The sequence below is a fragment of the Streptomyces sp. MUM 203J genome (assembly GCF_022414595.1).
Taxonomy (GTDB): Bacteria; Actinomycetota; Actinomycetes; order Streptomycetales; family Streptomycetaceae; genus Streptomyces.
Genome location: NZ_JADWYO010000011.1, coordinates 1 through 23,855, shown reverse-complemented (window position 1 = coordinate 23,855; position 23,855 = coordinate 1). Strand labels below are relative to the sequence as shown.

General features: G+C 75.0%; 23 protein-coding genes, 1 tRNA gene and 1 pseudogene. 14 read left to right on the top strand and 11 right to left on the bottom strand.

The window, feature by feature from the left end:
• Positions 1-3 precede the first annotated feature (3 nt).
• The 4 genes from I3F58_RS08930 to I3F58_RS08915 are packed head-to-tail and all read right to left on the bottom strand — an operon-like array spanning position 4 to position 3,245.
• Complete coding sequence (locus tag I3F58_RS08930; protein WP_240107743.1) at positions 4-417, bottom strand: ATP synthase subunit C; 414 nt, start codon at positions 415-417, stop codon at positions 4-6.
• Complete coding sequence (locus I3F58_RS08925; protein ID WP_240107742.1) at positions 417-1,853, bottom strand: V-type ATPase 116kDa subunit family protein; 1,437 nt, start codon at positions 1,851-1,853, stop codon at positions 417-419. The genes I3F58_RS08930 and I3F58_RS08925 overlap by 1 nt, the downstream gene beginning before the upstream one ends.
• Positions 1,840-2,778, bottom strand: coding sequence for a hypothetical protein (locus I3F58_RS08920; RefSeq protein ID WP_240107741.1), 939 nt, complete (start codon positions 2,776-2,778; stop codon positions 1,840-1,842). The genes I3F58_RS08925 and I3F58_RS08920 overlap by 14 nt, the downstream gene beginning before the upstream one ends.
• Positions 2,775-3,245: a hypothetical protein gene (locus I3F58_RS08915; protein ID WP_240107740.1), complete on the bottom strand. Its 471-nt coding sequence runs from the start codon at positions 3,243-3,245 to the stop codon at positions 2,775-2,777. The genes I3F58_RS08920 and I3F58_RS08915 overlap by 4 nt, the downstream gene beginning before the upstream one ends.
• A 223-nt stretch (positions 3,246-3,468) precedes the next feature.
• On the opposite strand from I3F58_RS08915, the gene I3F58_RS08910 reads away from it, so the two are divergent.
• The 9 genes and pseudogenes from I3F58_RS08910 (at position 3,469) to I3F58_RS08875 (ending at position 12,033) form a co-directional block, all read left to right on the top strand.
• Complete coding sequence (locus tag I3F58_RS08910) at positions 3,469-4,893, top strand: MBL fold metallo-hydrolase RNA specificity domain-containing protein (protein ID WP_240107739.1); 1,425 nt, start codon at positions 3,469-3,471, stop codon at positions 4,891-4,893.
• 103 nt (positions 4,894-4,996) lie between these two features.
• Positions 4,997-5,512: a hydrogenase maturation protease gene (locus tag I3F58_RS08905; RefSeq protein WP_240107738.1), complete on the top strand. Its 516-nt coding sequence runs from the start codon at positions 4,997-4,999 to the stop codon at positions 5,510-5,512.
• Positions 5,513-5,966: 454 nt separating this feature from the next.
• Positions 5,967-7,130 (top strand): 4Fe-4S dicluster domain-containing protein, encoded by a 1,164-nt coding sequence (locus tag I3F58_RS08900; protein ID WP_240107737.1) that lies wholly within the window; start codon positions 5,967-5,969, stop codon positions 7,128-7,130.
• Positions 7,127-7,597, top strand: a complete 471-nt coding sequence (locus I3F58_RS08895) for a Crp/Fnr family transcriptional regulator (protein ID WP_240107736.1) — start codon at positions 7,127-7,129, stop codon at positions 7,595-7,597. The genes I3F58_RS08900 and I3F58_RS08895 overlap by 4 nt, the downstream gene beginning before the upstream one ends.
• The gene (locus tag I3F58_RS08890) at positions 7,594-8,430 is read left to right on the top strand and encodes an FAD/NAD(P)-binding protein (RefSeq protein WP_240107735.1); all 837 of its coding nucleotides are present in this window, start codon (positions 7,594-7,596) and stop codon (positions 8,428-8,430) included. The genes I3F58_RS08895 and I3F58_RS08890 overlap by 4 nt, the downstream gene beginning before the upstream one ends.
• A gap of 5 nt (positions 8,431-8,435) precedes the next feature.
• A complete protein-coding gene (locus I3F58_RS08885; protein ID WP_240107734.1) occupies positions 8,436-9,215 on the top strand; it encodes an oxidoreductase in 780 nt (259 codons plus the stop codon).
• Positions 9,212-10,558 (top strand): Ni/Fe hydrogenase subunit alpha, encoded by a 1,347-nt coding sequence (locus I3F58_RS08880; protein WP_240107733.1) that lies wholly within the window; start codon positions 9,212-9,214, stop codon positions 10,556-10,558. The genes I3F58_RS08885 and I3F58_RS08880 overlap by 4 nt, the downstream gene beginning before the upstream one ends.
• A 215-nt stretch (positions 10,559-10,773) precedes the next feature.
• Positions 10,774-11,073: pseudogene (locus I3F58_RS29755) on the top strand (hypothetical protein); the annotation flags it as partial.
• 69 nt (positions 11,074-11,142) lie between these two features.
• Positions 11,143-12,033, top strand: coding sequence for a pyridoxamine 5'-phosphate oxidase family protein (locus tag I3F58_RS08875; protein WP_240107732.1), 891 nt, complete (start codon positions 11,143-11,145; stop codon positions 12,031-12,033).
• Between the two features lie 525 nt (positions 12,034-12,558).
• Here the strand turns inward: I3F58_RS08875 and I3F58_RS08870 are convergent.
• The 3 genes from I3F58_RS08870 to I3F58_RS08860 all read right to left on the bottom strand — a co-directional run bounded on the left by I3F58_RS08870 (position 12,559) and on the right by I3F58_RS08860 (position 14,005).
• The gene (locus tag I3F58_RS08870) at positions 12,559-12,957 is read right to left on the bottom strand and encodes a DUF302 domain-containing protein (RefSeq protein ID WP_240107731.1); all 399 of its coding nucleotides are present in this window, start codon (positions 12,955-12,957) and stop codon (positions 12,559-12,561) included.
• 293 nt (positions 12,958-13,250) lie between these two features.
• Complete coding sequence (locus I3F58_RS08865; protein WP_240107730.1) at positions 13,251-13,619, bottom strand: co-chaperone YbbN; 369 nt, start codon at positions 13,617-13,619, stop codon at positions 13,251-13,253.
• A 179-nt stretch (positions 13,620-13,798) separates the two neighbouring features.
• Positions 13,799-14,005: a hypothetical protein gene (locus tag I3F58_RS08860; RefSeq protein WP_240107729.1), complete on the bottom strand. Its 207-nt coding sequence runs from the start codon at positions 14,003-14,005 to the stop codon at positions 13,799-13,801.
• An 83-nt stretch (positions 14,006-14,088) separates the two neighbouring features.
• Here I3F58_RS08860 and I3F58_RS08855 point away from each other — a divergent pair, with 83 nt between their 5' ends.
• The 4 genes from I3F58_RS08855 to I3F58_RS08840 all read left to right on the top strand — a co-directional run bounded on the left by I3F58_RS08855 (position 14,089) and on the right by I3F58_RS08840 (position 17,452).
• Positions 14,089-15,477 (top strand): MBL fold metallo-hydrolase, encoded by a 1,389-nt coding sequence (locus I3F58_RS08855; RefSeq protein ID WP_240107728.1) that lies wholly within the window; start codon positions 14,089-14,091, stop codon positions 15,475-15,477.
• Positions 15,478-15,654: 177 nt separating this feature from the next.
• Positions 15,655-16,239 (top strand): rhodanese-like domain-containing protein, encoded by a 585-nt coding sequence (locus tag I3F58_RS08850; protein ID WP_240107727.1) that lies wholly within the window; start codon positions 15,655-15,657, stop codon positions 16,237-16,239.
• Entirely contained in the window at positions 16,236-17,132 is an 897-nt protein-coding gene (locus I3F58_RS08845; protein ID WP_240107726.1) for a sulfite exporter TauE/SafE family protein, read from the top strand. The genes I3F58_RS08850 and I3F58_RS08845 overlap by 4 nt, the downstream gene beginning before the upstream one ends.
• A gap of 53 nt (positions 17,133-17,185) precedes the next feature.
• A complete protein-coding gene (locus I3F58_RS08840; RefSeq protein ID WP_240107725.1) occupies positions 17,186-17,452 on the top strand; it encodes a metal-sensitive transcriptional regulator in 267 nt (88 codons plus the stop codon).
• 246 nt (positions 17,453-17,698) lie between these two features.
• On the opposite strand, the gene I3F58_RS08835 is transcribed toward I3F58_RS08840, so the two are convergent.
• Positions 17,699-17,772 (bottom strand) — tRNA-Pro (locus I3F58_RS08835).
• 52 nt (positions 17,773-17,824) lie between these two features.
• Positions 17,825-20,521, bottom strand: a complete 2,697-nt coding sequence (locus I3F58_RS08830; protein ID WP_240107724.1) for an AAA family ATPase — start codon at positions 20,519-20,521, stop codon at positions 17,825-17,827.
• A gap of 135 nt (positions 20,522-20,656) precedes the next feature.
• Here I3F58_RS08830 and I3F58_RS08825 point away from each other — a divergent pair, with 135 nt between their 5' ends.
• On the top strand, positions 20,657-21,202 hold the full coding sequence (locus tag I3F58_RS08825) for a DUF309 domain-containing protein (RefSeq protein ID WP_240107723.1): 546 nt from the start codon (positions 20,657-20,659) through the stop codon (positions 21,200-21,202).
• Between the two features lie 45 nt (positions 21,203-21,247).
• On the opposite strand, the gene I3F58_RS08820 is transcribed toward I3F58_RS08825, so the two are convergent.
• A complete protein-coding gene (locus I3F58_RS08820) occupies positions 21,248-21,634 on the bottom strand; it encodes a DUF488 domain-containing protein (protein ID WP_240107722.1) in 387 nt (128 codons plus the stop codon).
• A 99-nt stretch (positions 21,635-21,733) separates the two neighbouring features.
• On the bottom strand, positions 21,734-23,140 hold the full coding sequence (locus I3F58_RS08815) for a carbohydrate-binding protein (protein ID WP_240107721.1): 1,407 nt from the start codon (positions 23,138-23,140) through the stop codon (positions 21,734-21,736).
• Positions 23,141-23,855 lie beyond the last annotated feature (715 nt).

The following is a 23,855-nucleotide window of genomic DNA, read 5'->3' as shown; positions in this document are numbered from 1 at the left end:
CCGTCACGCCTTCCCGATGAGGATGACGGCGACGACGAGGCCGTAGATGGCGATGCCTTCGGCCAGGCCGACGATGACCATCGCCCGCCCGAACAGCTCGGGCCGCTCGCTCAGGGCCGCGAGCGCGGCGGCGCCCGTGTAGGCGACGGCGATGGCCGCCCCCAGCGACGCCCCGGCGACCGCGATGCCTGCGGCGATCAGCGCGGCGGCCCCGGACCCTCCGTCCTGCGCCTGGACGGAGCCCGCGGCCTGCGCGGTGCCGTCCAGCCCGACGGCCAGCAGCGGCGCGGCGGACAGCAGCAGCAGCGCGTTCGCGGCCAGCACCCAGCGGAGTGCCGCCCGGCCGGATCTGTGCAGCAGTGAGCGCACGGCCGCGAGGGCCAGGGCGATCAGCGGCAGGGCGACGAACCAGACCATCACGACACCACCTCCGAACGGTCCACGGGCAGCCGCCACGGGGAGAACGGCCTGCCCTGTCCATCGAACAGCCGGGAGAACAGCTCGTAGTACTCGAGACGCAGGGCCTGGACACCCGCGACCAGCGCCTCCAGGGCGAAGGCGACGGCGTTGCCGACGGCGAACAGCGCCGCCGCCGCGACCAGTCCGGGCGCTCCCCGCCCGCCCAGTGCGGTCGTACCGTCCCAGATCAGCGCGCCGAGTGCCGCATGGGTCAGGCCGAAGGCGGCCAGCCGGGCGAACGACACGAGGTTGGAGAAGGTACGCATCACGAGGTCCAGCAGCCGTACCCCGGTCTCGGCGGTCCCCGCGGCCCCGCCCGCGCTCTGCGCGTACAGGCCCGCCCCGGCCAGCAGCAGCCCGCCTCCGAGGAGGACGCCGCCGACGGCCGTCAGCAGGGCGGGCCCCAGCCACAGTCCGGCGGCCAGCGCGGGCAGCCCGACGAGCACGGCGGTCCCGGCCACGCCGGTGGGCGCGTAGAGGGCACCGGCCGGACCGCTTCCCCGCCAGCGGTTCACCGTCGCGGCGAGCGAGGTCGCGAGCAGCAGCACCGCACCCGTGACGACCGCCGCGAAAAGCAGCCGCACGGGGTCCTCCACGGGCGACAGCCAGAGCACCGGCAGCACACCGGTCGGCCCGAAGAACTCCCCGTAGGCCAGTCCCGCGAGGGTGGCGGCCGCTCCTGCCCCGGCCAGGAACGGCCACAGCGGCCGCAGCACGGCTGCCTTGCGGGGCACGCCCAGGCGCAGCAACAGCGCGCAGACCACCAGCACGATGCCGTGCCCGGCGTCGCCGAACATCATCCCGAACATGGCGATGAAGGCGAGGCCGGCCGGAACCGTGGGATCGAGATCGGTGTAGGCGACCGTTCCGTAGCCTCCGACCACATAGCGGAACGACCTCCGCAGCGGGCCCGCGGCACGCAGCGCGGTGGGCGGGTCGACACCCTTCGGGGCGGCCAGACCGACCAGGGCCGCCCCCGCCGGGGCAAGCCCTCCCGCGGTCTCCTCGACCCTGGAGGCGGGGCACCAGCCGACGAGCGCCGCCACGGAACCGCGCCGGACCGCGCCCTCCGCGAGCTGTTCCAGCCGGGCCTCTCCCGCCAGGAGGTCGGTGCGGCCCACGGCCTCCAGGGCGTCTAGGCCGGGGAGCCGGGCACTGAGCGCGGCCCGCCCCGGCGCGGTCCTCAGCCGCTGGAGGCGCCGGGCGGCGGGCCCCTGGCCCCCTGCGCCCGGCCCGGGTGTGTCGATCTCGACACTGCCCATCTCGGCGAGCAGCACCAGGGCCTCCCGCAGCGAGGTGTCCGGCACGACGACGGCCACCCGCCGCATCCGGACGGGGACGGCCGGCCCGCGTCCGCCCACCCGCAGCGTGGTCGCGCGGTCAGCCGGGGTCACCGGGGTCCTCCGGGTTCCGGCGTCCTCGCGCGGCCAGGGACAGCGCCCCGCGCACCCTCCAGGCGTCCGCGGACAGCACCGCCACCGCGCCGACGACGGGTTCCACGCCCAGACGGGGGCTGCGCAGCAGCGCGGCGCCCTCCGAGTCGAGCGTCTCCCACCAGCGGGCCTCGGCGCGCCACAGCTCGTCCACCGTGCTCACGCCGTCCAGTGCCCACCGGGCCCGCGCGGGCAGCGACCGCCGGAACCCGTCCAGCGAACCGGCCGTCACCGGGGCCCGCCCCAGTACCCGTTCCGCGCGCCCGACGGCGCCCGGCGGCAACAGGACGCCTGCCACGAACAGCTGACGGGCCACCAGGAGGGCCAGGCGTCCGGCCGCCCACCGCGCTGCCGCGGGTACGCCCCCGGCCACCCGTGCCAGCGCCGAGACCCGCATCCCCACCGCGACCGCCGCCGGGGACTCCGCCCCCGGGTCGCCCCACGGCGAGGACGCCAGCACGGCCCGCAGGTCCCCGGGCGTCGCGGCTCCGGACAGCCGTGGCCACACGACGGCCAGGGAGCCCAGGCGGTACGGCGGGAGGGGCGCTCCACCGGTGCCGTCCGTCCCCGCCATGACCCGCAGCCGGTCCTCGGTGTTGGCGATCTCGAATCCCGCCGCCAGCAGTCTGATCGCCTGTGCCCCCGCTCGCGGCTGCCAGCCGGCGAGAACCCGCAGCTGCCACAGCAGTCCCGCACCGACCGCCCGCTGCGCCTCCACCAGTGCCGGATCAGCGCCGGTCCCCCGCACGTACCAGGTGCCGCGCAGCCCCCGCAGGGCCTCCCCCATGCCGTCTGCCGCCGCGAGTTCACCCGCCGTGGCGGCACCCACACGGCGCACGGCCATGGACTTGGCCCGGGTGACGCCCGCGGCCCACCCGACACTCATCGTCCGCTCCCGGGCCCGCTCTCCGGCCGCGGGCCGTTCCCGGCGGACAGCTCCGCGCGCGCCAGACCGAACGCGTCCTCGACGAGGGCGGGCATGCGTGCGGCGGCCCGGCGGCGCACCCGCACGACGTCCCGGTCCGCGGCGGCCAGCAGCGATGCCGCCTCGGACTCCGCGCGGGCCAGCGCCCGGCGGGCGCTCTCCGCACGGATCCCGGCGGCGTCCCGCCGTGCCCGCGCCACGGCGGCCCGGGCGGACCGCTCCGCCTCACCCCGGATCCGTGCGGCCTCCTCCGCCGCCCGGGCCCGTACGAGCCGGGCCTCCGTCTCCGTCGCCTCCAGGGAGGCGAAGACCGGCTCCAGCTCGGCGGTGATCTGTGCCGTCCGGTCCGCGGGGACACCGCCCGGCACGGCGGGGCCCGGCGTCCCCACCGGACGGAACCGGGTCAGGAAATCGCGGAAGCCCGCCATGGGTACTCCTCAAGCTCGGCCTCTTGTTCACCAGTCTCCGCGCGGACGGTCATGCTGTCGCGGCGGGCCGGTCACGCCCGGGCCCGCGGGGGCGGCCGTGAGCGGGCGCGGGCCTGGCGCGCGGGGACCCCTGGGAACACTCCGGCCGGGCCGTTCGGCCCCGCCCTCCGGGAGCGTCGCGTGCGAGGCTGGACGGACAGCTCTCCGGAGGGAGGCCGCCGTCATGGCTCCGACCGAAGCGCCTTCGCGTCCCCCGTCGCGCCCCGCCCTGCTGAGTTTCCTGGGCGGTGTGCGGACGGTCACCGGCAGCATGTTCCTGGTCGAGAGCGACCACGACCGGATCCTCGTGGACTGCGGGCTGTTCCAGGGCCCGGCGGAGCTCCGCCGACGCAACTGGGAGCGGCCCGCCCGTGACGCGGCCGACGTCCGGGCGGTCGTCCTCACCCATGCCCATCTGGACCACTGCGGGTATCTGCCCCGGCTGGTCCGGCACGGGTTCCGCGGACCGGTCCTGGCCAGCGAGCCAACCGTCCGCCTGGCGGCGATCGTCCTGCGCGACAGCGCCCGTCTCCAGATGGAGGCCGCGCAGCACGCCAACGCCCACGGCTGGTCGAAGCACCGTCCCGCCAAGCCGCTGTACGACGACCGGGACGTGGAGCGCACCCTGTCGTTCTTCGACCCGGTGCCCGTCGGCACGGAGACCGAGGTCACCGGCAGGACGCGGCTGACCCTCCATCACGGCGGTCACATCCTCGGCTCGGCCTGGGCCGTGCTCACCCTGGAGGACGGCCACACGCTCGCCGTCAGCGGCGACCTGGGCCGCCCCGGCCACCCCCTGCTGCTGCCGCCGGAGCCGTTCCGGGGGGCCGACGTGCTGCTGATGGAGTCGACGTACGGGAACCGGCGCCACGGCCCGGAGGGCGGCGAACCGGCCTTCGCGAGCGTCCTGACCCGGACGTTCGCCCGGGGCGGCACCGTCGTCATCCCCGCCTTCGCGCTGGACCGCACCGAGGTGGTGCTGCGCCGGCTGGCGGCGCTGCGCGAGGACGGGGTCCTCCCCCGGAACGTGCCGGTGTACGTGGACAGCCCCATGGCGCTGGCGGCCCTGGACGTGTACCGGGACGCCCTGCGCGCCCGCTCACCGGAGCTGCGGCCGGAGATCCTCGCCCTGGGTGAGCGGGCCCTCAGTCCGGAGCCGTTCCTGGCGGCTCGCACCGTGCAGGAGTCCATCGACATCAACAGCGTCGAAGGACCGGCCGTGATCGTCTCCTCGGCCGGAATGGCCACCGGCGGCCGGGTCCTGCACCACCTGCGCCGGGTCCTGCCCGACCCGCGCAACGCGGTCGTGATCGTGGGCTTCGCCGCCGAGGGCACCCGGGCCCGCGACCTGGTGGACGGGGCGCGGGTGCTGAAGATGTTCGGAGAGTACGTTCCCGTACGCGCCGAGGTGGCGGACATCCCGCACTTCTCCGCCCATGCCGACGCCGACCAGATCGTCGGATGGCTGCGCGGAGCACCCGCCCCGCACACCACGTACCTCGTGCACGGCGAGGAGAGTGCCGCGTTCGCCCTGCGGGACCGCCTCGACGACGAGCTGGGCTGGACGGCGGCCGTCCCCCGGCCCGGGGAGGCCGTCCTCGTCCGCTGACGCCGAGCGGGGGAAGTACCCGCCTCCGGGCGCGGGGCGTGCGACGCGGCGGCGGTGGGCGGGGCGATGATGGGCCGGAATCCGCAGGGAAGGCGGGCGAACGATGGGGCACTCCGCACGCGTCGCGGTCATCGGCGTCGGGAACGAGTTCCGGCGGGACGACGGCGTGGGGTGGGCGGTGATCCGGCTGCTCCGGGACCGGGCGTCCCTGCGGCCCCTCCCACCGGGCACGGTGCTCAGCGTCTCCGACGGGGAACCGGCCCGGCTCATCGGGCTCTGGGAGGACACCGCCCTCACCGTCGTCGTCGACGCCGTGCGCACCGGCCCCGGCCGCCCGGGCAGGGTCCACCGGCTCGCGGCACGGGACACGGAGCTGCCCGGGGCGGGGGCCGCCACCTCCCACGGGCTGGGCTTCGGTGAGGCCGTCGAACTCGCCCGCGCGCTCGGGCGGCTGCCCCGGCATCTGTGCGTCTACGCGGTGGAAGCCGCGGACACCTCGCTGGGCACCGGCCTCACCCCCGCCGTCGAAGCCGCGGTCCGGCCCCTGGCCGAGCGCGTCGAGGACGAGGTGCGCCGCCACCACGGGACCGCCGCCGCGCGGCGGAGCACACGCCGGTGAGCACGGCCGACGGCGCGCGCCGCCCGGTTCGTCGAGGTTCGCGGTCCGTGCGCGGCCCGGTCTCCGTCCGTTCTCCCACCGGGTGGCGACCGGGTGCGGCCCGGAGATCCGGGACAGTGCCGGACCGAGCATGGCCACGGCCGGTTCGGCGGTGTGCGGCGGGCCTCGCCCGCACACCGGAGGCCGGGGCCGGTGCGGTCGTGATCGTCCCTGCGGGTCCCGCCGTCACCACGCTCGACGCGGTGGCGGCGGGCGCGCCCTCGGCGTCCGGCGGGGACGGAGGGCGAACCGCCGCCCACGGCGCCGCCTCCGGAACGGGCCGCGCGGGAGGACGCGAGGACACCGGCGCGGCCCGTGACCGGAGCGGGCCACGCCCCGACCGGACCCTCCCGGCTCGCAGCCGCCGTCACCCGGCATCACCCTGGAGGAGGCCCACGACGCGGAGGTGAGTGCGATGACCGACCCCGGCCCTGCCGCGGCGGTGATCGACCGGGAGGGGCTCGACGCCCTGGTACGGGAACTCCGGGTCCGGGGACACACCGTCGTCGGCCCGAGCCTGGGTGACGGGGCGATCGTCCTGGCCGAGTTGGACTCCGCCGCCGCGCTGCCCTTCGGCTGGGGCGTGGAGCACGAGGCGGGCACGTACCGGCTGCGGCGCCGCGCGGACGAGGCGGCCTTCGCGCACAGCGCGGGTCCGCAGTCGTGGAAGACGTACCTGCATCCCGAGCGCGTACGGCAGTGGACCGCCGACAGGGACGCCGAGGGGCGGCTGTCGGTGTGTGCCGAGGAGCCGGCCCCGGTGTCGTACGCCTTCCTCGGCGTACGGCCCTGCGACCTGCGCGCCATCGGCATTCAGGACCGGGTGCTCAGCGGGGGCCGCCACGCGGACGAGGGGTACCGGGGACGCCGGTCGCGGGCGTTCCTGGTGGTGGCCGAGTGCACTGAGCCCGGTGCCACGTGCTTCTGCGTGTCCATGGGCACGGGGCCGGGAGCGGACAGCGGATTCGACCTGGCCCTCACCGAGATCGTGGACGCCGACGGCCACCGTTTCCTGGTCCGCGCGGGCAGCCCCGGCGGGGAGGACGTGCTGGCCGCCCTGCCCCGCCGGACCGCCGACCTGGGAACCCTCGACGCCGCCCGTGGCACCGTGGCCGGAGCGGCCGCCCGCATGGGGCGGTCGATGCCCGAGGTCGACCTGCGGGACCTGATGGCCGGCAGCCTGGAGGCCGAGCGCTGGAACGACGTGGCCTCCCGCTGCCTCACCTGCGGAAACTGCACCATGGTCTGCCCCACGTGCTTCTGCACCACCAGCGAGGACGTCACCGACCTCACCGGTGATCACGCGGAGCGGTGGCGGCGCTGGGAGTCCTGCTTCGACCTCGACTTCTCCCTCCTGCACGGCGGACCCGTGCGCACCTCGGGGCGCAGCCGGTACCGCCAGTGGCTCACCCACAAGGTCGGGACCTGGCACGACCAGTTCGGCAGCTCGGGCTGTGTCGGCTGCGGGCGCTGCATCGTCTGGTGCCCCGTCGGCATCGACATCACCGAAGAGGTGTGGGCGCTCGACCGGGAACGGTCCGAGAGGCGGGAAGCCGCGGAAGGGACCGGCACACCATGACGGGTGACTCCCTGACGGACCAGGGGTTGTTCGCGTCGCTTCCGCCGCGCGGTACGGCTGCTCTGCTCGCCCTGAGCGATGACGTCTCGTTCGCCCCCGGAAGCCGCCTGTTCGAGGAGGGCCGCCGCGCCGACCGCTTCTGGGTGGTCCGTACGGGCACGGTCGCGCTCGACACGCACATTCCGGGACGGTCCCCGGTCGTGGTGGAGACGGTCGGCGCGGGAGAGCTGGTCGGCTGGTCCTGGCTGGTGCCGCCGCACGTGTGGCGGCTGGGCGCGACGGCGGCCACAGCCGTGCACGCCCGGCAGTTCGGCGCCGCCGAGGTCCTGGAGCTGTGCGCCCGGGACCCGGTGGTGGGCGAGGCGCTCGCCCGGTACGTCGCCGGGGTCGTGGGGCGCCGCCTGGAGGCCACCCGCACCCGGCTCCTGGACCTGTACGCGCCGCACGGCGCCGGAGCGCCCCGGTGAGCGCCCCGGCGGCGGACGCCACCGTGCCGGTCCCGTACCGCGTGGTGCGGAGCCGGAGGCAGACGCATGACACGGCCACGCTGGTGCTGGAGCCGTCGGGCCCGGCGCTGCCGCCCTTCGCGCCGGGACAGTTCGCGATGCTGTACGCGTTCGGGGTGGGCGAGGTTCCCGTGTCCGTCAGCGGGATCACCTCGCCCGGCAGGCGCCTGGAGCACACCGTCCGCGCGGTCGGCCGGGTGTCCGGCGCCCTCCACGGCACCGCGCCGGGCGCCGGGATCGGGGTGCGCGGCCCGTTCGGCACCGCCTGGGACCTGGCCCGGGCCCGGGGCGGGGACGTGCTCGTCGTCGCCGGGGGCATCGGCCTCGCGCCGCTGCGGCCACTGGTGCGCGCGGTGCTCGGCGCCCCGGAGCAGTACGGGCGGCTGAGCGTTCTGGTGGGCGCCCGCGGCCCGGCCGACCTGCCGTTCCGTGACGACGTCGAGGCCTGGGCGGAGGCCCCCGGGGTGCATGTGGCGGTCACCGTGGACCGTCCGGACCGGCGGTGGCGGGGCGAGGTCGGCGTGGTGACGGCCCTGCTGGACCGGGCCCCCTTCACCCCCGCGCGCACGGCCGCGTTCCTGTGCGGGCCCGAGGTGATGATGCGCGCGGCGGCCCGGGACCTGCTGCACCGCGGTGTGCCCGCCACCCGGGTCCAGGTCTCCCTGGAGCGGAACATGCACTGCGCGACGGGACACTGCGGTCACTGTCAGCTCGGCCCGCTGCTGCTGTGCCGCGACGGTCCCGTCGTGGACTACTGCACCGCCGGGCCCCTCCTGGCGTACAGGGAGCTGTGACCGTCATGACCGCTCCAGCGCACAGGCCCCGGCTCGGGGTGTTCAAGTTCGCCTCCTGCGACGGCTGCCAGCTGACCCTGCTGGACTGCGAGGACGAGCTGCTGGCCATCGCCGGGGAGGTGGATATCGCCCACTTCCTCGAAGGCTCCAGCGCCGTCGCGCCCGGCCCGTACGACCTGTCCCTGGTCGAGGGCTCCATCACGACGCCGGACGACGCCGAGCGCATCCGGCGGGTCCGGGCGGAGTCCCGCCGCCTCGTCACCATCGGCGCCTGTGCGACCGCAGGCGGGATCCAGGCGCTGCGGAACTTCGCGGACGTCGAGGAGTTCACACGGACCGTCTACGCCACCCCCCGGTACATCGACGCCCTCGCCACCTCCACCCCCGTCTCGGCGCACGTCACCGTCGACTTCGAGCTGCGCGGCTGCCCCATCGACCGCGGGCAGCTGGTGGAGGTCATCACCGCCTTCCTCCACGGCCGCCGACCCGACGTCCCCGGCCACAGCGTCTGTTTCGCCTGCAAGCGGCGCGGCACGGTCTGCGTCACCGTCGCCCACGGCACCCCCTGCCTCGGCCCCGTGACCCACGCGGGCTGCGGGGCCCTCTGTCCCGCCTACGGACGCGGCTGCTACGGCTGTTTCGGCCCCTCCAGGTCCACGAACCTGCCCGCCTACATCCCCGTCCTGCGCCGCGACGACATGGACGACCGTGATATCGAGCGGGTCCTGCGCACGTACAACGCCGCCGCCTTCGAGGACCCGTCGGTGCGGGAGACGCGGCCGTGACGCACCGCGAGTCCCGTGTCCTGCGCGTCGGTGCCCTCAGCCGGGTCGAGGGCGAGGGCGCCCTGCACCTGCGCGTCCAGGACGGCAGGGTGACCGAGGCGCGGCTGGAGATCTACGAACCGCCGCGGTTCTTCGAGGCGTTCCTGCGCGGACGCGGCCACACCGAGCCGCCCGACATCACCTCGCGGGTGTGCGGCATCTGCCCGGTCGCCTACCAGATGAGCGCCTGCCGCGCCGTCGAGGACGCGTGCGGGGTCACGGTCGACGGCTCACTGGCCGGCCTGCGACGGCTGCTCTACTGCGGCGAGTGGATCGAGAGCCAGGTCCTGCACATCTATCTGCTGCACGCACCCGACTTCCTCGGCTGCGACAGCGCGATCGACCTGGCCCGCACCCACCGGCAGCAGGTCGAGCGGGGTCTGAGGCTGAAGCAGGCCGGCAACGCCGTCATGGAACTCCTCGGCGGGCGGGCGATCCACCCGGTCAACGTGCGGGTCGGCGGTTTCCACCGGACGCCCGCCCGCGCGGAGCTCCGCCCCCTGGCCGACCGGCTGCTGCGGGCGCGTGACGACGCCTGGGAGACCGTGCGGTGGGTGTCCTCGTTCGACTTCCCCGAGGCCCGCACGGACGCCGATCTGCTCGCCCTCACCGAGCCCGGCACCTACGCGATCGAGTCCGGTACACCGACCGTGCTGCCCGCGGGCGCCACCGTCCCGTCCCGGTCCTTCCCGGTGCGGGACTTCACCCGGCATGTGGCGGAGGAGCAGGTGCCGTACTCGACCGCTCTGCAGTCCTGCCTGGACGGCCGCCGCCATCTGACGGGGCCGCTGGCCCGGTACGCCGTCAGCGGCCATCTCATGTCCCCGAACGCCCGTGCGGCGGCCCGCGAGGCCGGGCTGCCCGCGCCGGGGGACGGCGGGGCCGTCTGCCGCAACCCGTTCCGCAGCATCGTGATCAGGGCGGTCGAGGCGCTGTACGCCGTCGACGAGGCGCTCCGCCTCATCGACGCGTACGAACCGCCGGGCCGCCCGTCGGTGGCCGTACCCGCCCGGGCCGGTACCGGGCACGGGGCGACCGAGGCGCCGCGCGGCCTCCTCTACCACCGCTACACCCTGACCGACGACGGCACGGTCACCGACGCCCGGCTCGTGCCGCCCACCGCCCAGAACCAGGGTGCGATCGAGCACGATCTGCGCGGCCTGATCCAGCGCGAACTCGACCGGCACGGACTGCCCGACGACGCCGCCGGACTCGCCCTGCTGTGCGAGCGGGCCGTCCGCAACCACGACCCGTGCATCTCCTGTTCCGCCCACTTCCTCCGGCTGACCGTCGAAGACGCGTGAGCCGCAGGAAAACGCCGCGCGTCCTCCACCGCCGGCCCCTCCCGGACCCGCCACGGCCGACGGGGCACCGGCCCGCCCGGACGTGCTGGACGAGCCGCACACCCCCGTCACCGGTCCGTGACGGCTGACGGAGGTGTGCGGCCGGCAGACCCACACCCTCGTCCGGCAGGGGACGACGAGCGGCTGACGGACGGTACGCGGACGGCCCACGGACCGTGCTGTCGGGTGTGCGGGTCCCCGCCCGAAACCCTGGACCGGGCCATGGACACCGTCGTCGGCCATGTGGAACCTTGACCAGCTTCGGGGACGTGCTCCGCGCCCCCTGGCCCGCACCCGGACCTGCTGTCCCTGTGGGCCGGGGCGCGGACGTACGGGCCGTCCACCCGCCCGTGGGGTCCTTGCGTCCGGCGCGGGAACACCCGAAGCGCGAGGCGGGGTTCCCCGCCGTCGGCTTCGGGACCGGGGCACCGGCCGACGCCGTGGACCGAGGACCGGACACCGCACCGCACCGCCTCAGCCCGTGCGTCGGACACCGGCACGTGGCACGTTGGGTACAGCGGCTCTGTGAGGAAATGGTGACGATCATGCGAGCTCATCTCGGCGATCAACTCGTCATCGAGAACCGGGCGACCGGTGCTCCCCGGCGCGACGGCGAGATCGTCGGACTCCGTCACGCGGACGGATCGCCTCCCTACGAGGTGCGCTGGTCGGACACGGACGAGGTGACGCTCGTGTTCCCCGGCCCCGACGCGCATGTCCGGCACCTGGAGCAGGCGCCCGAGCCGTCCCCGGCCCGGGCCGGGGACGAGAAGGGCGCCGCATACGGGACGTCCGGCCCCGGCGACATCGGCCGTCGCGTGGCCGCCGAACGCGTCGGGCGGCACCTGACCCGGGAGGAGACGGCCCGTCGCGCCGGAATGGCACCGGACTACCTCGCGTACCTGGAGGAACACCCGGCTGATCCGACCCTGGCGAGTCTCGTCCGTCTGGCCGACGCTCTGGGCACCACCGTCACGGCGCTGCGCGGCGGCGGCTCCGATCTGCCGCCCGGACAGGGCATTGCGCTCCCGCACCCGCGGCTCCTGCAACTCGGCCCGGACGAATGCCGCGCCCTGCTGTCCACGCACGGTGTGGGCCGCGTCGCGGTGTCCACTCCCGACGGCCCCGCGGTGGTGCCGGTCAACTACGAGGTCGTCGACCGGTCGGTCACCTTCCGGACCGCGCCCGAGTCGGTGCCTGCGGCGGCTGTCGGGAACGACGTCGCGTTCGAGGTCGACCATGTGGACGACGCCCTGCGCAGCGGCTGGAGCGTCCTGGTCGTCGGCCCCGCCCGGGTCGTCACGGACCCCGGCGCCATACGGCGTCTGACCGAACGGGCCCACACCCGGCCGTGGGCGGGCGGCGCTCGCGAGATGTGGGTCGCGATCGAACCCAGACGCCTCACGGGCCGCCGCATCGTCCCGGCTGGGGAATGACCAGGGGGCGTGCCGGATCACTCCGACACGCCCCCTGGTGGATCGGGATGCACCCGGCGTCCGCCGCGGCCGGGAACCGCACGACCTGCCGGCCGGCGCCGACGTGCCCCTCGTCGTCTGCAGCGGCTCGCCCGGACCGCGGCGCGGCCCCGGCGACATGGTCGAGGCGCTGCCCCGGCTCGACGGTGTCCACGTGGCGTTCATCGTGCCCAGCCCGAAGGCCCCCTGCATCCGGCAGCCCGCGGAGCGGGCCGCCGGACTCGGTGCCGGAGACCGGCTGCACGCTGTGCCGAATGTGCCGCACTGTGCGACTTCGCAGAGCCGTGAGGATCGTGCGTCGCAGCTCGCGGCCGGGTGCCGCAGTCCGTCCCGTACCCGAGTGCGGTACGCCATGTCGCGCATCCCGTCTCGGCGCCGCCGGGCGACTGCGTGGTGCACGGGGACCTCGGCGCCTCCGGCCGGGGCGGGAGAGAGCACGCCGGGGCGCACCGTGCGGCGGCGTCGGCAGCACGGCGTCCCGAAGGCTCACGCGCTGCTCTCCGCGAGGGCGGCGAGTGCGGCGTCGAGGCGGCGTGCGGCCTCGTCCGCGACGGGGGCCATGGCGTCGTTGCCGGTCAGAGTGACCATGGAGGCGGGGTCGATCGCCTGGACGATCACCTGGCCGCCCTCGGTGCGGACCACGACATTGCAGGGCAGCAGCAGTCCGATCGAGCGGTCGGCGTCCAGTGCCTGACGGGCGAGCGGGGGGTTGCAGGCTCCCAGGATCAGGTAGGGCTCCATGTCGTGGTCGAGCTTCGCCTTGAGCGTGGCCTGGACGTCGATCTCGGTCAGGATGCCGAAGCCCTGCTCGGCGAGGGCACGGCGGACGGCCTCCACCGTCTCGTCGAAGGTTCCGGCGGGCTTGACGGTGCGGTCGTAGGGCATGGTCTTCGCCTCACTGTTCGATGACGACCGCGTCGGCACGCGGCCGGCCTCGGTCGCTGCTGCTGACGGCCGGCCCGGGGGTGGGGCCGCGAACAGCAGCATGATGTCCTGACGCATCCGTCCGGATCGCGCGACAGGCCCTGCGGGACCCTTCGAAGTCCTGCGGTTCCCTCCGGCCCCCCGCGGACCGGTTTCGCGGGGCCGGTGTGCGAGACCGAGCGCGGCGGGGGCGCCGCTGCCCGGTGCGTACACCGCGCGGTGTACGTGAGGCCCCGGTGACGCTTCCGGGCGGTTCAGGTCCGCTCAGCCGCGCGGGAGGCCTCTCCGCGCAGGGCGTCCATGTCGACGGACCGGAGCGTGGAGATCAGTTCCTCAAGAGCCTGCGGAGGCAGTGCGCCGGGCTGCGCGTAGAGCACGGTCCGGTCGCGGACGGCCATCAGGGTGGGTATGGAGGAGATCCGGAAGGCGCCCGCGAGTTCCGGCTGCGCCTCGGTGTCGACCTTGCCGAAGACGATGTCCGGGTGGCGTGCGGAGGCCCCCTCGTAGACCGGGCCGAACACGCGGCACGGTCCGCACCACCCCGCCCAGAAATCGATCAGCACGATCTCCGAGCCCTTGACGGTGTCCTCGAAGTTCTCCTTGGTCAGCTCGACGGTCGGCATGGTTTCTCCTCTCCTCTCATATACCCATGGGGGTATATTCCGGGTTCAACCGACATCCGGACGACTTTGTTCCACTTCGTTCCACGCCCGGGCCCCACCGGCCGCCATATACCCAGGGGGGTATTTGACAGGGCCCGGCGATCGCCCCTACGGTCAAGAGCGTAATACCCAGGGGGGTATCAGGAGAGGAACCTCGCCATGGCTCGCGAAGCGGACCTGGAGACCTTTGCCGCCACCTGGAGCGCGAGCGGCAGCCACAGCCGAAGGGCTGCGGCCCGGCCGGCCACGACCACCCGCTCCGCCACCGGCGGAACCCGGGGCCGGACCGGCAGCGGCCACCCGTTCGCGACGGGCCCCCACCCGGGGTCGGCCTGACCCTCTCGCACGCCCGCCCCTTCGGGGGGCGGGCCACATTTTGACCTCTCACATACCCCCCAGGGTATGCGACTCATCTCCTACGGAGGTTCCCGTGTTCTTCGCCCAGTACTACCTCGACTGCCTCTCTCAGGCGTCGTACATGATCGCCGACGAGACCACGGGGCGGGCCGTGGTGGTCGACCCCCGCCGGGACGTGTCCGAGTACCTGGCGGACGCCGAGGCCCACGGCTTCACCGTGGTGGGCGTCATCAACACCCACTTCCACGCGGACTTCGTCGCCGGCCACCTGGAAATGGCGGCCGAGACCGGCGCGTGGATCGGCTACGGCAGCCGCGCCGAGACCGAGTACCCCATCCGCAAGCTCTCCGAAGGGGAGACCATCAGCCTCGGCGGCGTCGCTCTGACGATCATGGAGACGCCCGGTCACACCCCGGAGTCGATCAGCGTGCTGGTCTACGAACACGGCGAGGACACCGTCCCGTACGGCGTGCTCACCGGCGACGCCCTGTTCATCGGGGATGTGGGCCGCCCGGACCTGCTCGCCTCCGTCGGCGTGACCGCGGAGGAGCTGGGCGCCATGCTCCACGACAGTGTGCAGAACAAGCTGATGGGCCTGCCGGACGAGGTCCGGGTCTTCCCCGCCCACGGCGCCGGCTCCGCCTGCGGCAGGAACCTGTCGGCCGAGAAGCAGTCCACCATCGGTGAGCAGCGCGCCACCAACTACGCCTGCGCACCCATGCCGCAGGCCGACTTCGTGGCCCTGGTGACCGCCGGCCAGGCCGCCGCCCCCGGCTACTTCGTCTACGACGCGATCCTCAACCGCAGGGAGCGTCCGCTGTACGACCCCGCCGCCGCCCCCCGGCCGCTGAGCGTCGGGGACTTCGTCGGCCTCCGCGCCTCCGGCGCCGTCGTCGTCGACGCCCGCGACCCGCAGGAGTTCGCAGCCGGACACCTGCGCGGCTCGGTCAACGTTCCGGCCGACGGCCGGTTCGCCGAGCAGGCCGGAACCGTCCTGCCTGCCGACACCGACCTGCTGGTGATCGCCCCGGAGAACCGCGAGGAGGAGATCGTCACCCGCCTCGCCCGGATCGGCTTCGACCGCGTGGCCGGACACCTGCGCTCCCCGGACGACGCCCTGGCCGCCCTGCCCGAGGAGGTCACTCCGGCCGGCCGCCTCACCGCCGCCCAGGTACGTGCCGCACTGACGGGCGACAGCGCGCCGGTCGTCATCGACGTGCGCAACTGCGGCGAGCGCGGCGAACTCGGCTTCATCGACGGAGCCCTGCACATCGCACTCGGCGAGCTGCCCCGCCGCCTGGACGAGATTCCGCGCGACCGGCCCCTGGTCCTGCACTGCGCGAGCGGTCACCGTTCCTCGATCGCCGCGAGCCTCCTGCGTCACCACGGCTTCACCGACGTCTCGGACATCCTCGGTGGCTACGCCGCCTGGGCGCTGCCGCACACGCCCACGGCCGCCTGACCGGCCGCCGCCCAGACCGGCCGGCTCTTCCCGGCCGCGACCGACCGCCGACGCCCCTGCGGGGAGGCCTCTGCCCTGACGGGCTCTCCTCGCGCGGGCGCCGGCCCCCTCCCCCAGACCTTTCGCATACGCCGACCCGTACTTCCGCGCGGGTCACCTCACCACGACGGAGTTCCCATGACGACCGACACCTCCCGCGTCGCCCGACTCGCCCCGGCCGCGCTCCAGAAGCTGACCGAGGACGGACACGGGCCGCGTCTGCTCGACGTGCGCACCCCGGGCGAGTTCCGGACGGTCCACATTCCCGGCGCCTACAACGTCCCGCTGGACACCCTGCGCGAGCACCGCGCCGAACTCCTCGCCCACCTCGACGAGGACGTCGTCCTCGTCTGCCGGTCCGGCGCCCGCGCCTCCCAGGCCGAACAGGCTCTCGCCGAGGCCGGCCTGCCCAACCTGCGTGTCCTCGACGGCGGCATGACGGCCTGGGAGGCCGCCGGCGCCCCGGTCAACCGGGGCGAGGCGCGCTGGGACCTGGAGCGCCAGGTCCGCCTCGTCGCCGGTTCGATCGTGCTCGTCACCGGCGTCGCGGGGCTGTTCGTGCCCGGTGTGCACCTGATCGGCACCGCCGTCGGCGCCGGGCTGGCCTTCGCCGCGCTCAGCAACACCTGCGCCATGGGCGTGCTGCTGTCCAAGCTGCCCTACAACCGCGGCCCGCGTGCCGACATCGGTACGGTCATCGCCTCCCTGCGGGACCGCCCGTGATCACGCTCGTCCTCGCAGCGTCCGTCCTGATCGGCGTCAGCCTGGGCGTCCTGGGCGGCGGCGGGTCCATCCTGACCGTGCCGATCCTGGTCTACCTGGCCGGGATGGACGCAAAGGAGGCCATCGCCACCTCCCTGTTCGTGGTGGGCGCCACCAGCCTGGTGGGGCTCGTCCCGCACGCCCGCGCGGGGCGGGTGCGCTGGCGCACCGGTCTGGTCTTCGGCGCGGTCAGCATGGCGGGCGCCTACGGCGGCGGACGCCTCGCCGAGTACGTTCCCGGCACCGCCCTGCTCGTCGCGTTCGCCCTGATGATGCTCGCCACCGCCGCCGCCATGCTCCGCAAGCCGCGCAGACCGGAGGCGGCCGGGCCCCTCCACCGCGAGCTCCCCGTCACGCACGTGATCGCCGAGGGCCTCGTCGTCGGGGCGGTCACGGGCCTGGTCGGCTCCGGCGGCGGGTTCCTCGTCGTCCCCGCCCTCGCCCTGCTCGGCGGACTGCCCATGAGCGTCGCCGTCGGCACCTCGCTGCTGGTCATCGCCATGAAGTCGTTCTCCGGACTCGCCGGCCACCTCAACGGGGTCCAGATCGACTGGGTCCTGGCCGTGGCCGTCACCGCAGCGGCCGTCGTCGGCAGCCTGATCGGCAGCCGCTTCGCCGGACGCATCCCCCAGGACACCCTCCGCAAGGCGTTCGGCTGGTTCGTCGTCGTCATGGGCGCCTTCGTCCTCGGCGGGCAACTGCCCCACGCCTTCTGGGCCAGCCCCCTGACCTGGGCCGGCGCCGGACTGGCCGTGGCAGCGGCCGCGGCCTGGGCCACCGTACGGGGGCGCCGCCCGCGCACCGGCACGGACACGCCACGGGTGCACCGCCCGGAGCCGGTCGCACGCCCCTGAGTGTCATACCCCAAGGGGTATCCTTGAGTCGACGGTCGACAAGGAGGAACCCGGTGAAGGTAGAAGAAGAAGCGGCGACCGCGGTCCTCAACCGGCTGCGCCGCGCACAGGGTCAGCTCGCGGGCGTCATCGCCATGATCGAGGCCGGCCGCGACTGCAAGGACGTCGTCACCCAGCTCGCCGCGGTCTCCCGCGCCCTCGACCGGGCCGGTTTCAAGATCGTCGCCAGCGGAATGCGCCAGTGTCTCGCCGAGAGCGCGGAAGGCGCACCTCCGATGAGCGAGCAGGAACTGGAGAAGCTCTTCCTCACCCTCGCATGACCCCGTGGCGGCGGTCGGCGGCCTTCCGCCGGCCGCCGTCGCCTCACACCGCGGGATACGTGCCTCGCGGTCACCAGAAGGCGGCCGGTGGTGAGCGTCCTCGCTCCGCACAGCCGTTCCCTCCACAGCCCCGTCACTGTCGCCCACCGACGGTCGAGACAGTCGGCCCCGACGGGCCCCGGAAACGATCAGGGGCTGCTTCAGATTGTTGCTCTGAAACAGCCCCTGATTTGCGACTTCGCAAAGTCGGGACGACAGGATTTGAACCTGCGACCCCTTGACCCCCAGTCAAGTGCGCTACCAAGCTGCGCCACGTCCCGGCGCGCTCGCCCTGAGTGATGTACCCGGTGAGCGCGACGAGAGAACACTACCTCACTCGGGGCGGCGGATGTGCGCGAGGGCCTGTTGCGCCTCGGCGGCCAGGGCGTCGGCGCCGCAGGCCGCGGCCAGGTCGGCGGCGTCGGCCAGTTCGGAGGCCGAGCCGAGGGCCAGTCCGTGCTCGTAGCGGGCGAGGGCGTGTTCGTACGTGGAGGGGGACGCCTCCAGGTGGCGTACCGCCCGGCCGAGGAGCCGTGCGGCCTCGTCGGGGCGGGCCAACAGGGCGGCGCAGCGCAGGGCTTCACCGAGAGCGGTGTCGGTGCCGAAGCGTTCCGCGTGGGTGCGGGCCGACGCGACGGCGCGGGCGGCGCTTTCGGGGTCGCCGGCGGCCAGGTGGGCGCGGGCCAGGTCGCAGGCCCAGGGCGCCCAGATGCCGTTGTGCCGCCCGCGGGACTCCAGGGCGCGCCCGGCGGCCTCCAGTTCGGTGACCGCCTCGCGGACCCGGCCCTCCGCCAGGAGGAGGCGGCCGAGGACCGTGGGCCCGTCGGGCAGGACCATGGCACTGGGCCAGGGCGCCCCGAAGGCGTAGCGGTCGGCCAGCTCGCGGGCCTCGGCGACCCGGCCCCGGGCGAGCAGCGTGTCGACGAGCAGGCACACCGCGTCCCAGTGGACGGCGAGGCCGTCGCCGACCCGGTCGGCCAGGCGCAGCCCCTCGCGCAGGAAGGTCTCCGCGAGCGGCAGGTCGCCGCCGCGCCGGTGCGCGAGACCGAGCAGTGTGTGGGCGAAGGCCAGGTGGGCGCCGCTCCAGCCGGAGATCTCGTAGGCGCGTACGGCCTCCTCGAAGAGGTCGCAGGCACGGTCGGGCCGGTCGGTGAACGCGTAGGCGATACCGACCATGGAGGGGGTCTCGAAGCCCCATTCGGTGTCGGTCCAGCCGACGCCCTGTGCGGGCCTGCCGTCGAGGAGGGCGCGGTCGCACAGGTCGACGACGTGCGCGGCGCTCTCCCCGCGCAGCATCGCGTCGAAGGCGCGCAGGGAGAGCAGGGCGCGCTCGGCACTGTCGGTGCCCTTGAGGTGGTCTGCCAGGGCGGTGAGGCGCCGGGAGCGGCCTTCGGGGTCGTCCTCGGTGGCGCGGAACGACTCGTACATGAAGTGGGCGGCCTGGAGGCGGGTGCGGGCCGGGCCCGCAGGAGTGCGCCGGGCCTCGGCGGCGACGGCCTCGGATGCCTCGCGCATGCGGTTGCTGTGGGCGAGGGCCTGGGCGAGGCGGCAGGTGGCGTCGGTCCGCAGGGCGTCGTCGAGACCGGGCAGGTCGAGCGCCGAGCGCAGATGGCGGACGGTGGCGTCCGGGCAGGTGAGGAGGGCGGCGCAGCCCAGTTCGTACAGCACGTCGGCGTAGGCGTCCGGCGGCGGGGGTTCCTGGAGGGCGCGTTCCAGGCAGCGGCGGGCGGCGTCGGGGGCGCCCACGGCGAGGTGTTCACGGGCGGCGGCCCGCAGCTGGTCGACCACGTCGGGGTCGTCGTCCGGGTGGACCTCCAGCAAGTGCCGGGAGGCGGCTGCCGCACCGTGTCCGGCCTGGGTGACGGCCCAGGCGGCGCGGCCGTGCAGGGCGGTGCGGAAGGCGGGCGGAATGGCCTGGTACACGGCGGTGGCGACCAGCGGGTGGCTGAACTCCAGCCGGTCGGTGCCGGTCAGGACACGGGCCTCGCACAGCCGCCGGGCGCAGTCGGCGGCCTCGTCGCCGTCCAGGCCCGCCAGGTGGGCGGCCAGGTCGGGGGCGATGTCGGTGCCGAGCACGGCGGCGGCCCAGGCGAACCGGGTGGCGTCGCCGCCGAGCTGCTCCAGCCGGGTCACCAGGCCGCTGCCGCGCGCGGAGGCTCCGAGCTCGCGCAGCAGTCCCGCGGTGCGGGCGACGGGTGCGAGCCTGCGGTCCCGTACGGTCGCGAGGAGTTCGACCGTCTCGTACGGGTTGCCTCCGGTGACGGTCCACAGCTCCCGGCAGAACGGGTCCTCGGGCCGCCCGCCCAGCGCGGCGCGCGCCAGGTCGTCGCTGGCGTCCCGGGTGAGGGCGCCCAGGGTGACGGTCAGCCGTGCCTGGTCTCCGAGGCGGCGCAGCAGCGTCGCGGCGGGTTCGGTGCGGGCGTCCTGGCGGGGGCTGCCCGTGCGGGGGTCGGCACAGGCGTCGGACCGGTGGGCGAGCACGATGAGCAGCGGCAGCGCGGGAAGCCGTCCGGCGAAGGCGGCGAGCCAGCCGAGGGACTCCGTGTCCGCCCAGTGGGCGTCGTCGACGAGGACGACGAGGGGTTTGCCGCGCTGCTGTTCCGCGAGGCGGGTGACGACCCGGTCGAGTCCGTCGCGTACGCCCTGGGGGTCCGCGAGCGGTGCGGTGGGCGGGGCGAGGGCGAGGGCGGGCGCGGTGAGGTCGAAGCGGTCCCCGAACAGGCGCCGCAGCCGGTCCTCGGGCTCGGCCAGCAGCGCGGGCAGGAGGAGTTGGCGGACGACGTGGAAGGGGACGGACGTCATGGTCTCGGCGCCCGTGCCGGACAGGACCGTGCAGCGGCCAGAGGCGCGGCGCCCGATCTCGGCGAGGAGCGCGGTCTTGCCGATGCCGGCCTCGCCCCGGTAGATGAGCAGCCCGCCGGACGGAGCGGGGCCGCAGAGCGCGTCGACGGCGCGTATCGCCGCGGCGAGTTCCGGTTCCCGCTCCAGCAGCGGTACGGGGAGCGGTTCTTCCGCCGGGGACGGCAGCATCGGCCTTTCCCTTCCATGTGCGGCCTGGGGGTGGCATGTTGGCGATGTGATCAGCGATCTCCTGTGCAGGGCGAGCGTAGTCGGGCCGCCTGGCCGGGGGTACTGTTCGAGTCGTCGTGGGCGACAATGGCGACTGTGAACCATGGAAGCCGCGAGGATCCGGATCCCCCGGGGGCGGGTGTGCCGAGAGACCGGGACGCGGCGGGCCGGGCCCGCAGTGCGCGTCCGCGCGACGGTCTGGGACGGCCTCTGCCCTACGGCGCGGAGGGGGTGGGGCGCCAGCCGGAGGGCGTGGTGCGCACCCCTCGGGAGACACTGCGGGAGGCGCAGCGGCTGCTGGACGCGGGCCTGCCGTTCCATGCCCACGAGGTCCTGGAGGACGCCTGGAAGGCCTGCCGCGACACGGAACGGGCGGGCGAGGAGCAGTTGTGGCGCGGCCTGGCCCAGCTCGCGGTGGGCCTCACCCACGCGGCCCGGGGCAACGCGGTGGGCGGCGCACGGCTGCTGCTGCGGGGCGCTGAGCGGGTCGGCCCGTACGGCCTGACGGGGGCGCAGGGACCGTACGGGATCCGGGTCGGCGGCCTGGTGCGGTGGGCGGAGCGGCTGGCGGAACGACTGGGAGAGGAGCCGGGACCGGTGGTGGATGCGGCGGCGGAGGCGCCGAGGCTGACCGGGCCCTGATCGCGGCCGACCGGCGCTCCGCCCCGAAGGCCGGACGGGCCGGAGTCAGCCGCCCGCCAGCAGCTCCCGCAGGATCGACGCGTGGCTGCGGTCCGGGCTGCGGGACGAGGTGAGCAGGGTGACAGGCCCTCGGCGGGCGAGCGTCCGCAGCTGGTCCAGCGCCTCCCCCGCCGCGGGTGCGGCCAGTTCCGCCTCGTACCGGTCACGGAACTCCGCGAACACCGCGTCGCCGGGATCCTCCGCACCGTGGTACCAGCGGCGCAGCTCGGTCGAGGGCGTCAGGGACTTGGGCCACTCGTCGATGTGCGCGTCCGCCTTGGCCAGGCCGCGCGGCCAGAGGCGGTCGACCAGGACCCTGGTCCCGTCGTCGGGGTGCGGAGGGTCGTACACGCGGCGGACGCGGACGGGGTGGGGGTGTGCGGTGCGGGACATGGGTTGAGCGGTTCCCCGCACGCGGGGCGGGACAAACGTGGTGAACGGGTCCGAGGCCCGGCGTGTGCGCCGGGCCTCGGTGTGTGGCGTGCCCTCCCCTCAGAGGCGCTGCCACAGGGCGGGGACGTTCGGGGGCTCCCAGCCGGTCTGGGCCTGGTGGCCCTGGATGCAGCGGTAGGTGGCGCCGCCGTACGTGACCTGGTCGCCTGCGCTGTAGACGGTGCCCGCCGCCCACGTGCCGCCCGGCTCACCCGGGTCGCCCGGGTCGCCCGGGTCGCCCGGGTCGCCGGGGTCGGTGGTCGTGGTGAGTGTCAGCCCGTACGCCTGGAGGAGCGGGTTGATGGGCTGGTGGAACGTGGTGCCGCCGGAACGGCAGTCGCCCGAGCCGCCGGAGGTGACGCCCTGGGCCTGGCTGCCGGAGATGTACGAGCCGCCGGAGTCGCCGGGCTCGGCGCACACGGTGGTGCGGGTGACGCCGCTGATGGTGCCCTCGGGGTAGGTGACGCTGGTGTTGTGCTGCTGGATGGTGCCGCAGTGCCACCCGGTGGTGGAGCCCGAGCGGCAGATGGAGGCGCCGACCATGGCCTGGGTGGAGCCGGTGACCTGGACGTTCTGGCCGGCCTGCCCCTTCACGTACGGGGTGGAGCGCCAGTTGCTGTTGGCGGCCACCCAAGCGGTGTCGCGGCCCGGGAAGGTGGACGCCTGGAAGGTGCCCTGGGCGACCTGGTTGTAGCCGCTGGTGGAGGTGCCGACCCGGCCGCAGTGACCGGCGGTGGCGAAGCCTTGCTGGGTGCCGCGGGTGACGGCGAAGCCGACGGAGCAACGGCCGCCGCCGCCCATGTAGTAGGCGTCGCCGCCCCGGATGTCGTACAGCGGGCGGGGCCGCTCGCTCGTGGCCTCGACGCGGATCAGGGAGCGGTCGACGCCTGCGCCGGCGAGGAGGCGCTCGGCGGCGGACCGCTTGACGGCTTCGACGACGACCGTGTTCGTCCGGACGTCGACGTACCAGACGGGCACGTCACGGGTCACCGGCGCGGCGGCCTTGCGTGCCGAGGCACGGGAGGCGGCCCGGTCGAGGGCCTCCTTGGCGGCGTCGAGCCGGTCGAGGCTGTGGCGGACCACGCGTGCGTCGGCCCCGGCGGCGCGGATGGCGGAGGCGTCGGCGGGGTCGGTGGTGGCGACGGTGAGGGTGCCGGCGACCGTGCCGCCCACCCAGGCGCCCGCGAAGTCCGCGCCGAGTGTGCTCTGGAGATGTCCGGCGCGGGCTCCCGCCTCGGCTTCGTTGACGAGGCGCTGCTTGGCCTGGGCGGTGGTGAGCCCCAGGTCCCGCTCCATGGCGGCGAGGACTTCGGGGGCCGGGCGGTCGGCGCCCAGGCTCGCTGCCGCCGAAGGGGTGGCCGGCGGGGCGGGCTCGGCCGCGGCGGCCGCGCCGGGGAGCGCGGTCAGCATGAGCGCGCCTGCGGTGGCGAGGGCGGCACACGCGGCTCGGGCGTGTCTGTGGAGCATCTGGTGTTCTCCTCGGTCTCGGTGGGGGTGCCGAAACCGTAGGTGTTGCCGATGCCCCGTCAGAAGATGTCGGGTTTCCCTCTGTTGGACGTTATGGAGAAGCCGCGAGGCCCTACGGGCAGCGGCGCACCCGGACGGACGGAACACGACCGGACGGCACACACCCGGCGGCGCGCCTCACGCCCGTCACCCCCTGGCGCACACCCACCCCGGCGGCCGACGGCACGCCTCAGCGTCAGGCGCCCCTTCCGCGCCGGCCCCGTCGTCCCCGAGCCGGACTCGGCACGCCCGCGACGAACCCGGCACGCCCGGAGCCGGACCGCGTCCCGCCCGGCGGAAGGCACCACGCACGGCCCGGACGCACCGCGCCCGGCCCGGACGGCGACACCTCCGGCGGACTCCGTCGCGTCCCGGCCGGTGCCGCCGTGCCCGAGTGCCGCGTGCCGTGTCCTGGCGGGCGACGGCAGCCCCAGCGCCCCGGACGCGGACCCTCAGCGGACGGCAGGAGGCCCCTGCCCGGCACGACCACAGCCTCGGCGGACACACCACCGCCGAGCCCGGCGAGACACCAGGGCCGCGCTGCGGAACGGCGCGGGCACACGGCGCTGCCCCCGAGCCCGGCCACGCCCGGTTCAGCCTCGCGCCGTGCCCGGCGAACCGCCACAACCGCAGGCCCACGGGCGGCATCCGGCCGGACAGCCGCACGCCCCGGCCC

Bases quoted from the DNA above. Each gene is read 5' to 3' on its own strand.
- I3F58_RS08930 (WP_240107743.1), bottom strand. From the start codon at position 417: ATGGTCTGGTTCGTCGCCCTGCCGCTGATCGCCCTGGCCCTCGCGGCC.
- I3F58_RS08895 (WP_240107736.1), top strand. From the start codon at position 7,127: ATGACGGGTGACTCCCTGACGGACCAGGGGTTGTTCGCGTCGCTTCCG.
- I3F58_RS08905 (WP_240107738.1), top strand. From the start codon at position 4,997: ATGGGGCACTCCGCACGCGTCGCGGTCATCGGCGTCGGGAACGAGTTC.
- I3F58_RS08920 (WP_240107741.1), bottom strand. From the start codon at position 2,778: ATGAGTGTCGGGTGGGCCGCGGGCGTCACCCGGGCCAAGTCCATGGCC.
- I3F58_RS08830 (WP_240107724.1), bottom strand. From the start codon at position 20,521: ATGCTGCCGTCCCCGGCGGAAGAACCGCTCCCCGTACCGCTGCTGGAG.
- I3F58_RS08910 (WP_240107739.1), top strand. From the start codon at position 3,469: ATGGCTCCGACCGAAGCGCCTTCGCGTCCCCCGTCGCGCCCCGCCCTG.
- I3F58_RS08870 (WP_240107731.1), bottom strand. From the start codon at position 12,957: ATGCCCTACGACCGCACCGTCAAGCCCGCCGGAACCTTCGACGAGACG.
- I3F58_RS08885 (WP_240107734.1), top strand. From the start codon at position 8,436: ATGACCGCTCCAGCGCACAGGCCCCGGCTCGGGGTGTTCAAGTTCGCC.
- I3F58_RS08875 (WP_240107732.1), top strand. From the start codon at position 11,143: ATGCGAGCTCATCTCGGCGATCAACTCGTCATCGAGAACCGGGCGACC.
- I3F58_RS08815 (WP_240107721.1), bottom strand. From the start codon at position 23,140: ATGCTCCACAGACACGCCCGAGCCGCGTGTGCCGCCCTCGCCACCGCA.
- I3F58_RS08865 (WP_240107730.1), bottom strand. From the start codon at position 13,619: ATGCCGACCGTCGAGCTGACCAAGGAGAACTTCGAGGACACCGTCAAG.
- I3F58_RS08820 (WP_240107722.1), bottom strand. From the start codon at position 21,634: ATGTCCCGCACCGCACACCCCCACCCCGTCCGCGTCCGCCGCGTGTAC.
- I3F58_RS08900 (WP_240107737.1), top strand. From the start codon at position 5,967: ATGACCGACCCCGGCCCTGCCGCGGCGGTGATCGACCGGGAGGGGCTC.
- I3F58_RS08915 (WP_240107740.1), bottom strand. From the start codon at position 3,245: ATGGCGGGCTTCCGCGATTTCCTGACCCGGTTCCGTCCGGTGGGGACG.
- I3F58_RS08850 (WP_240107727.1), top strand. From the start codon at position 15,655: ATGACGACCGACACCTCCCGCGTCGCCCGACTCGCCCCGGCCGCGCTC.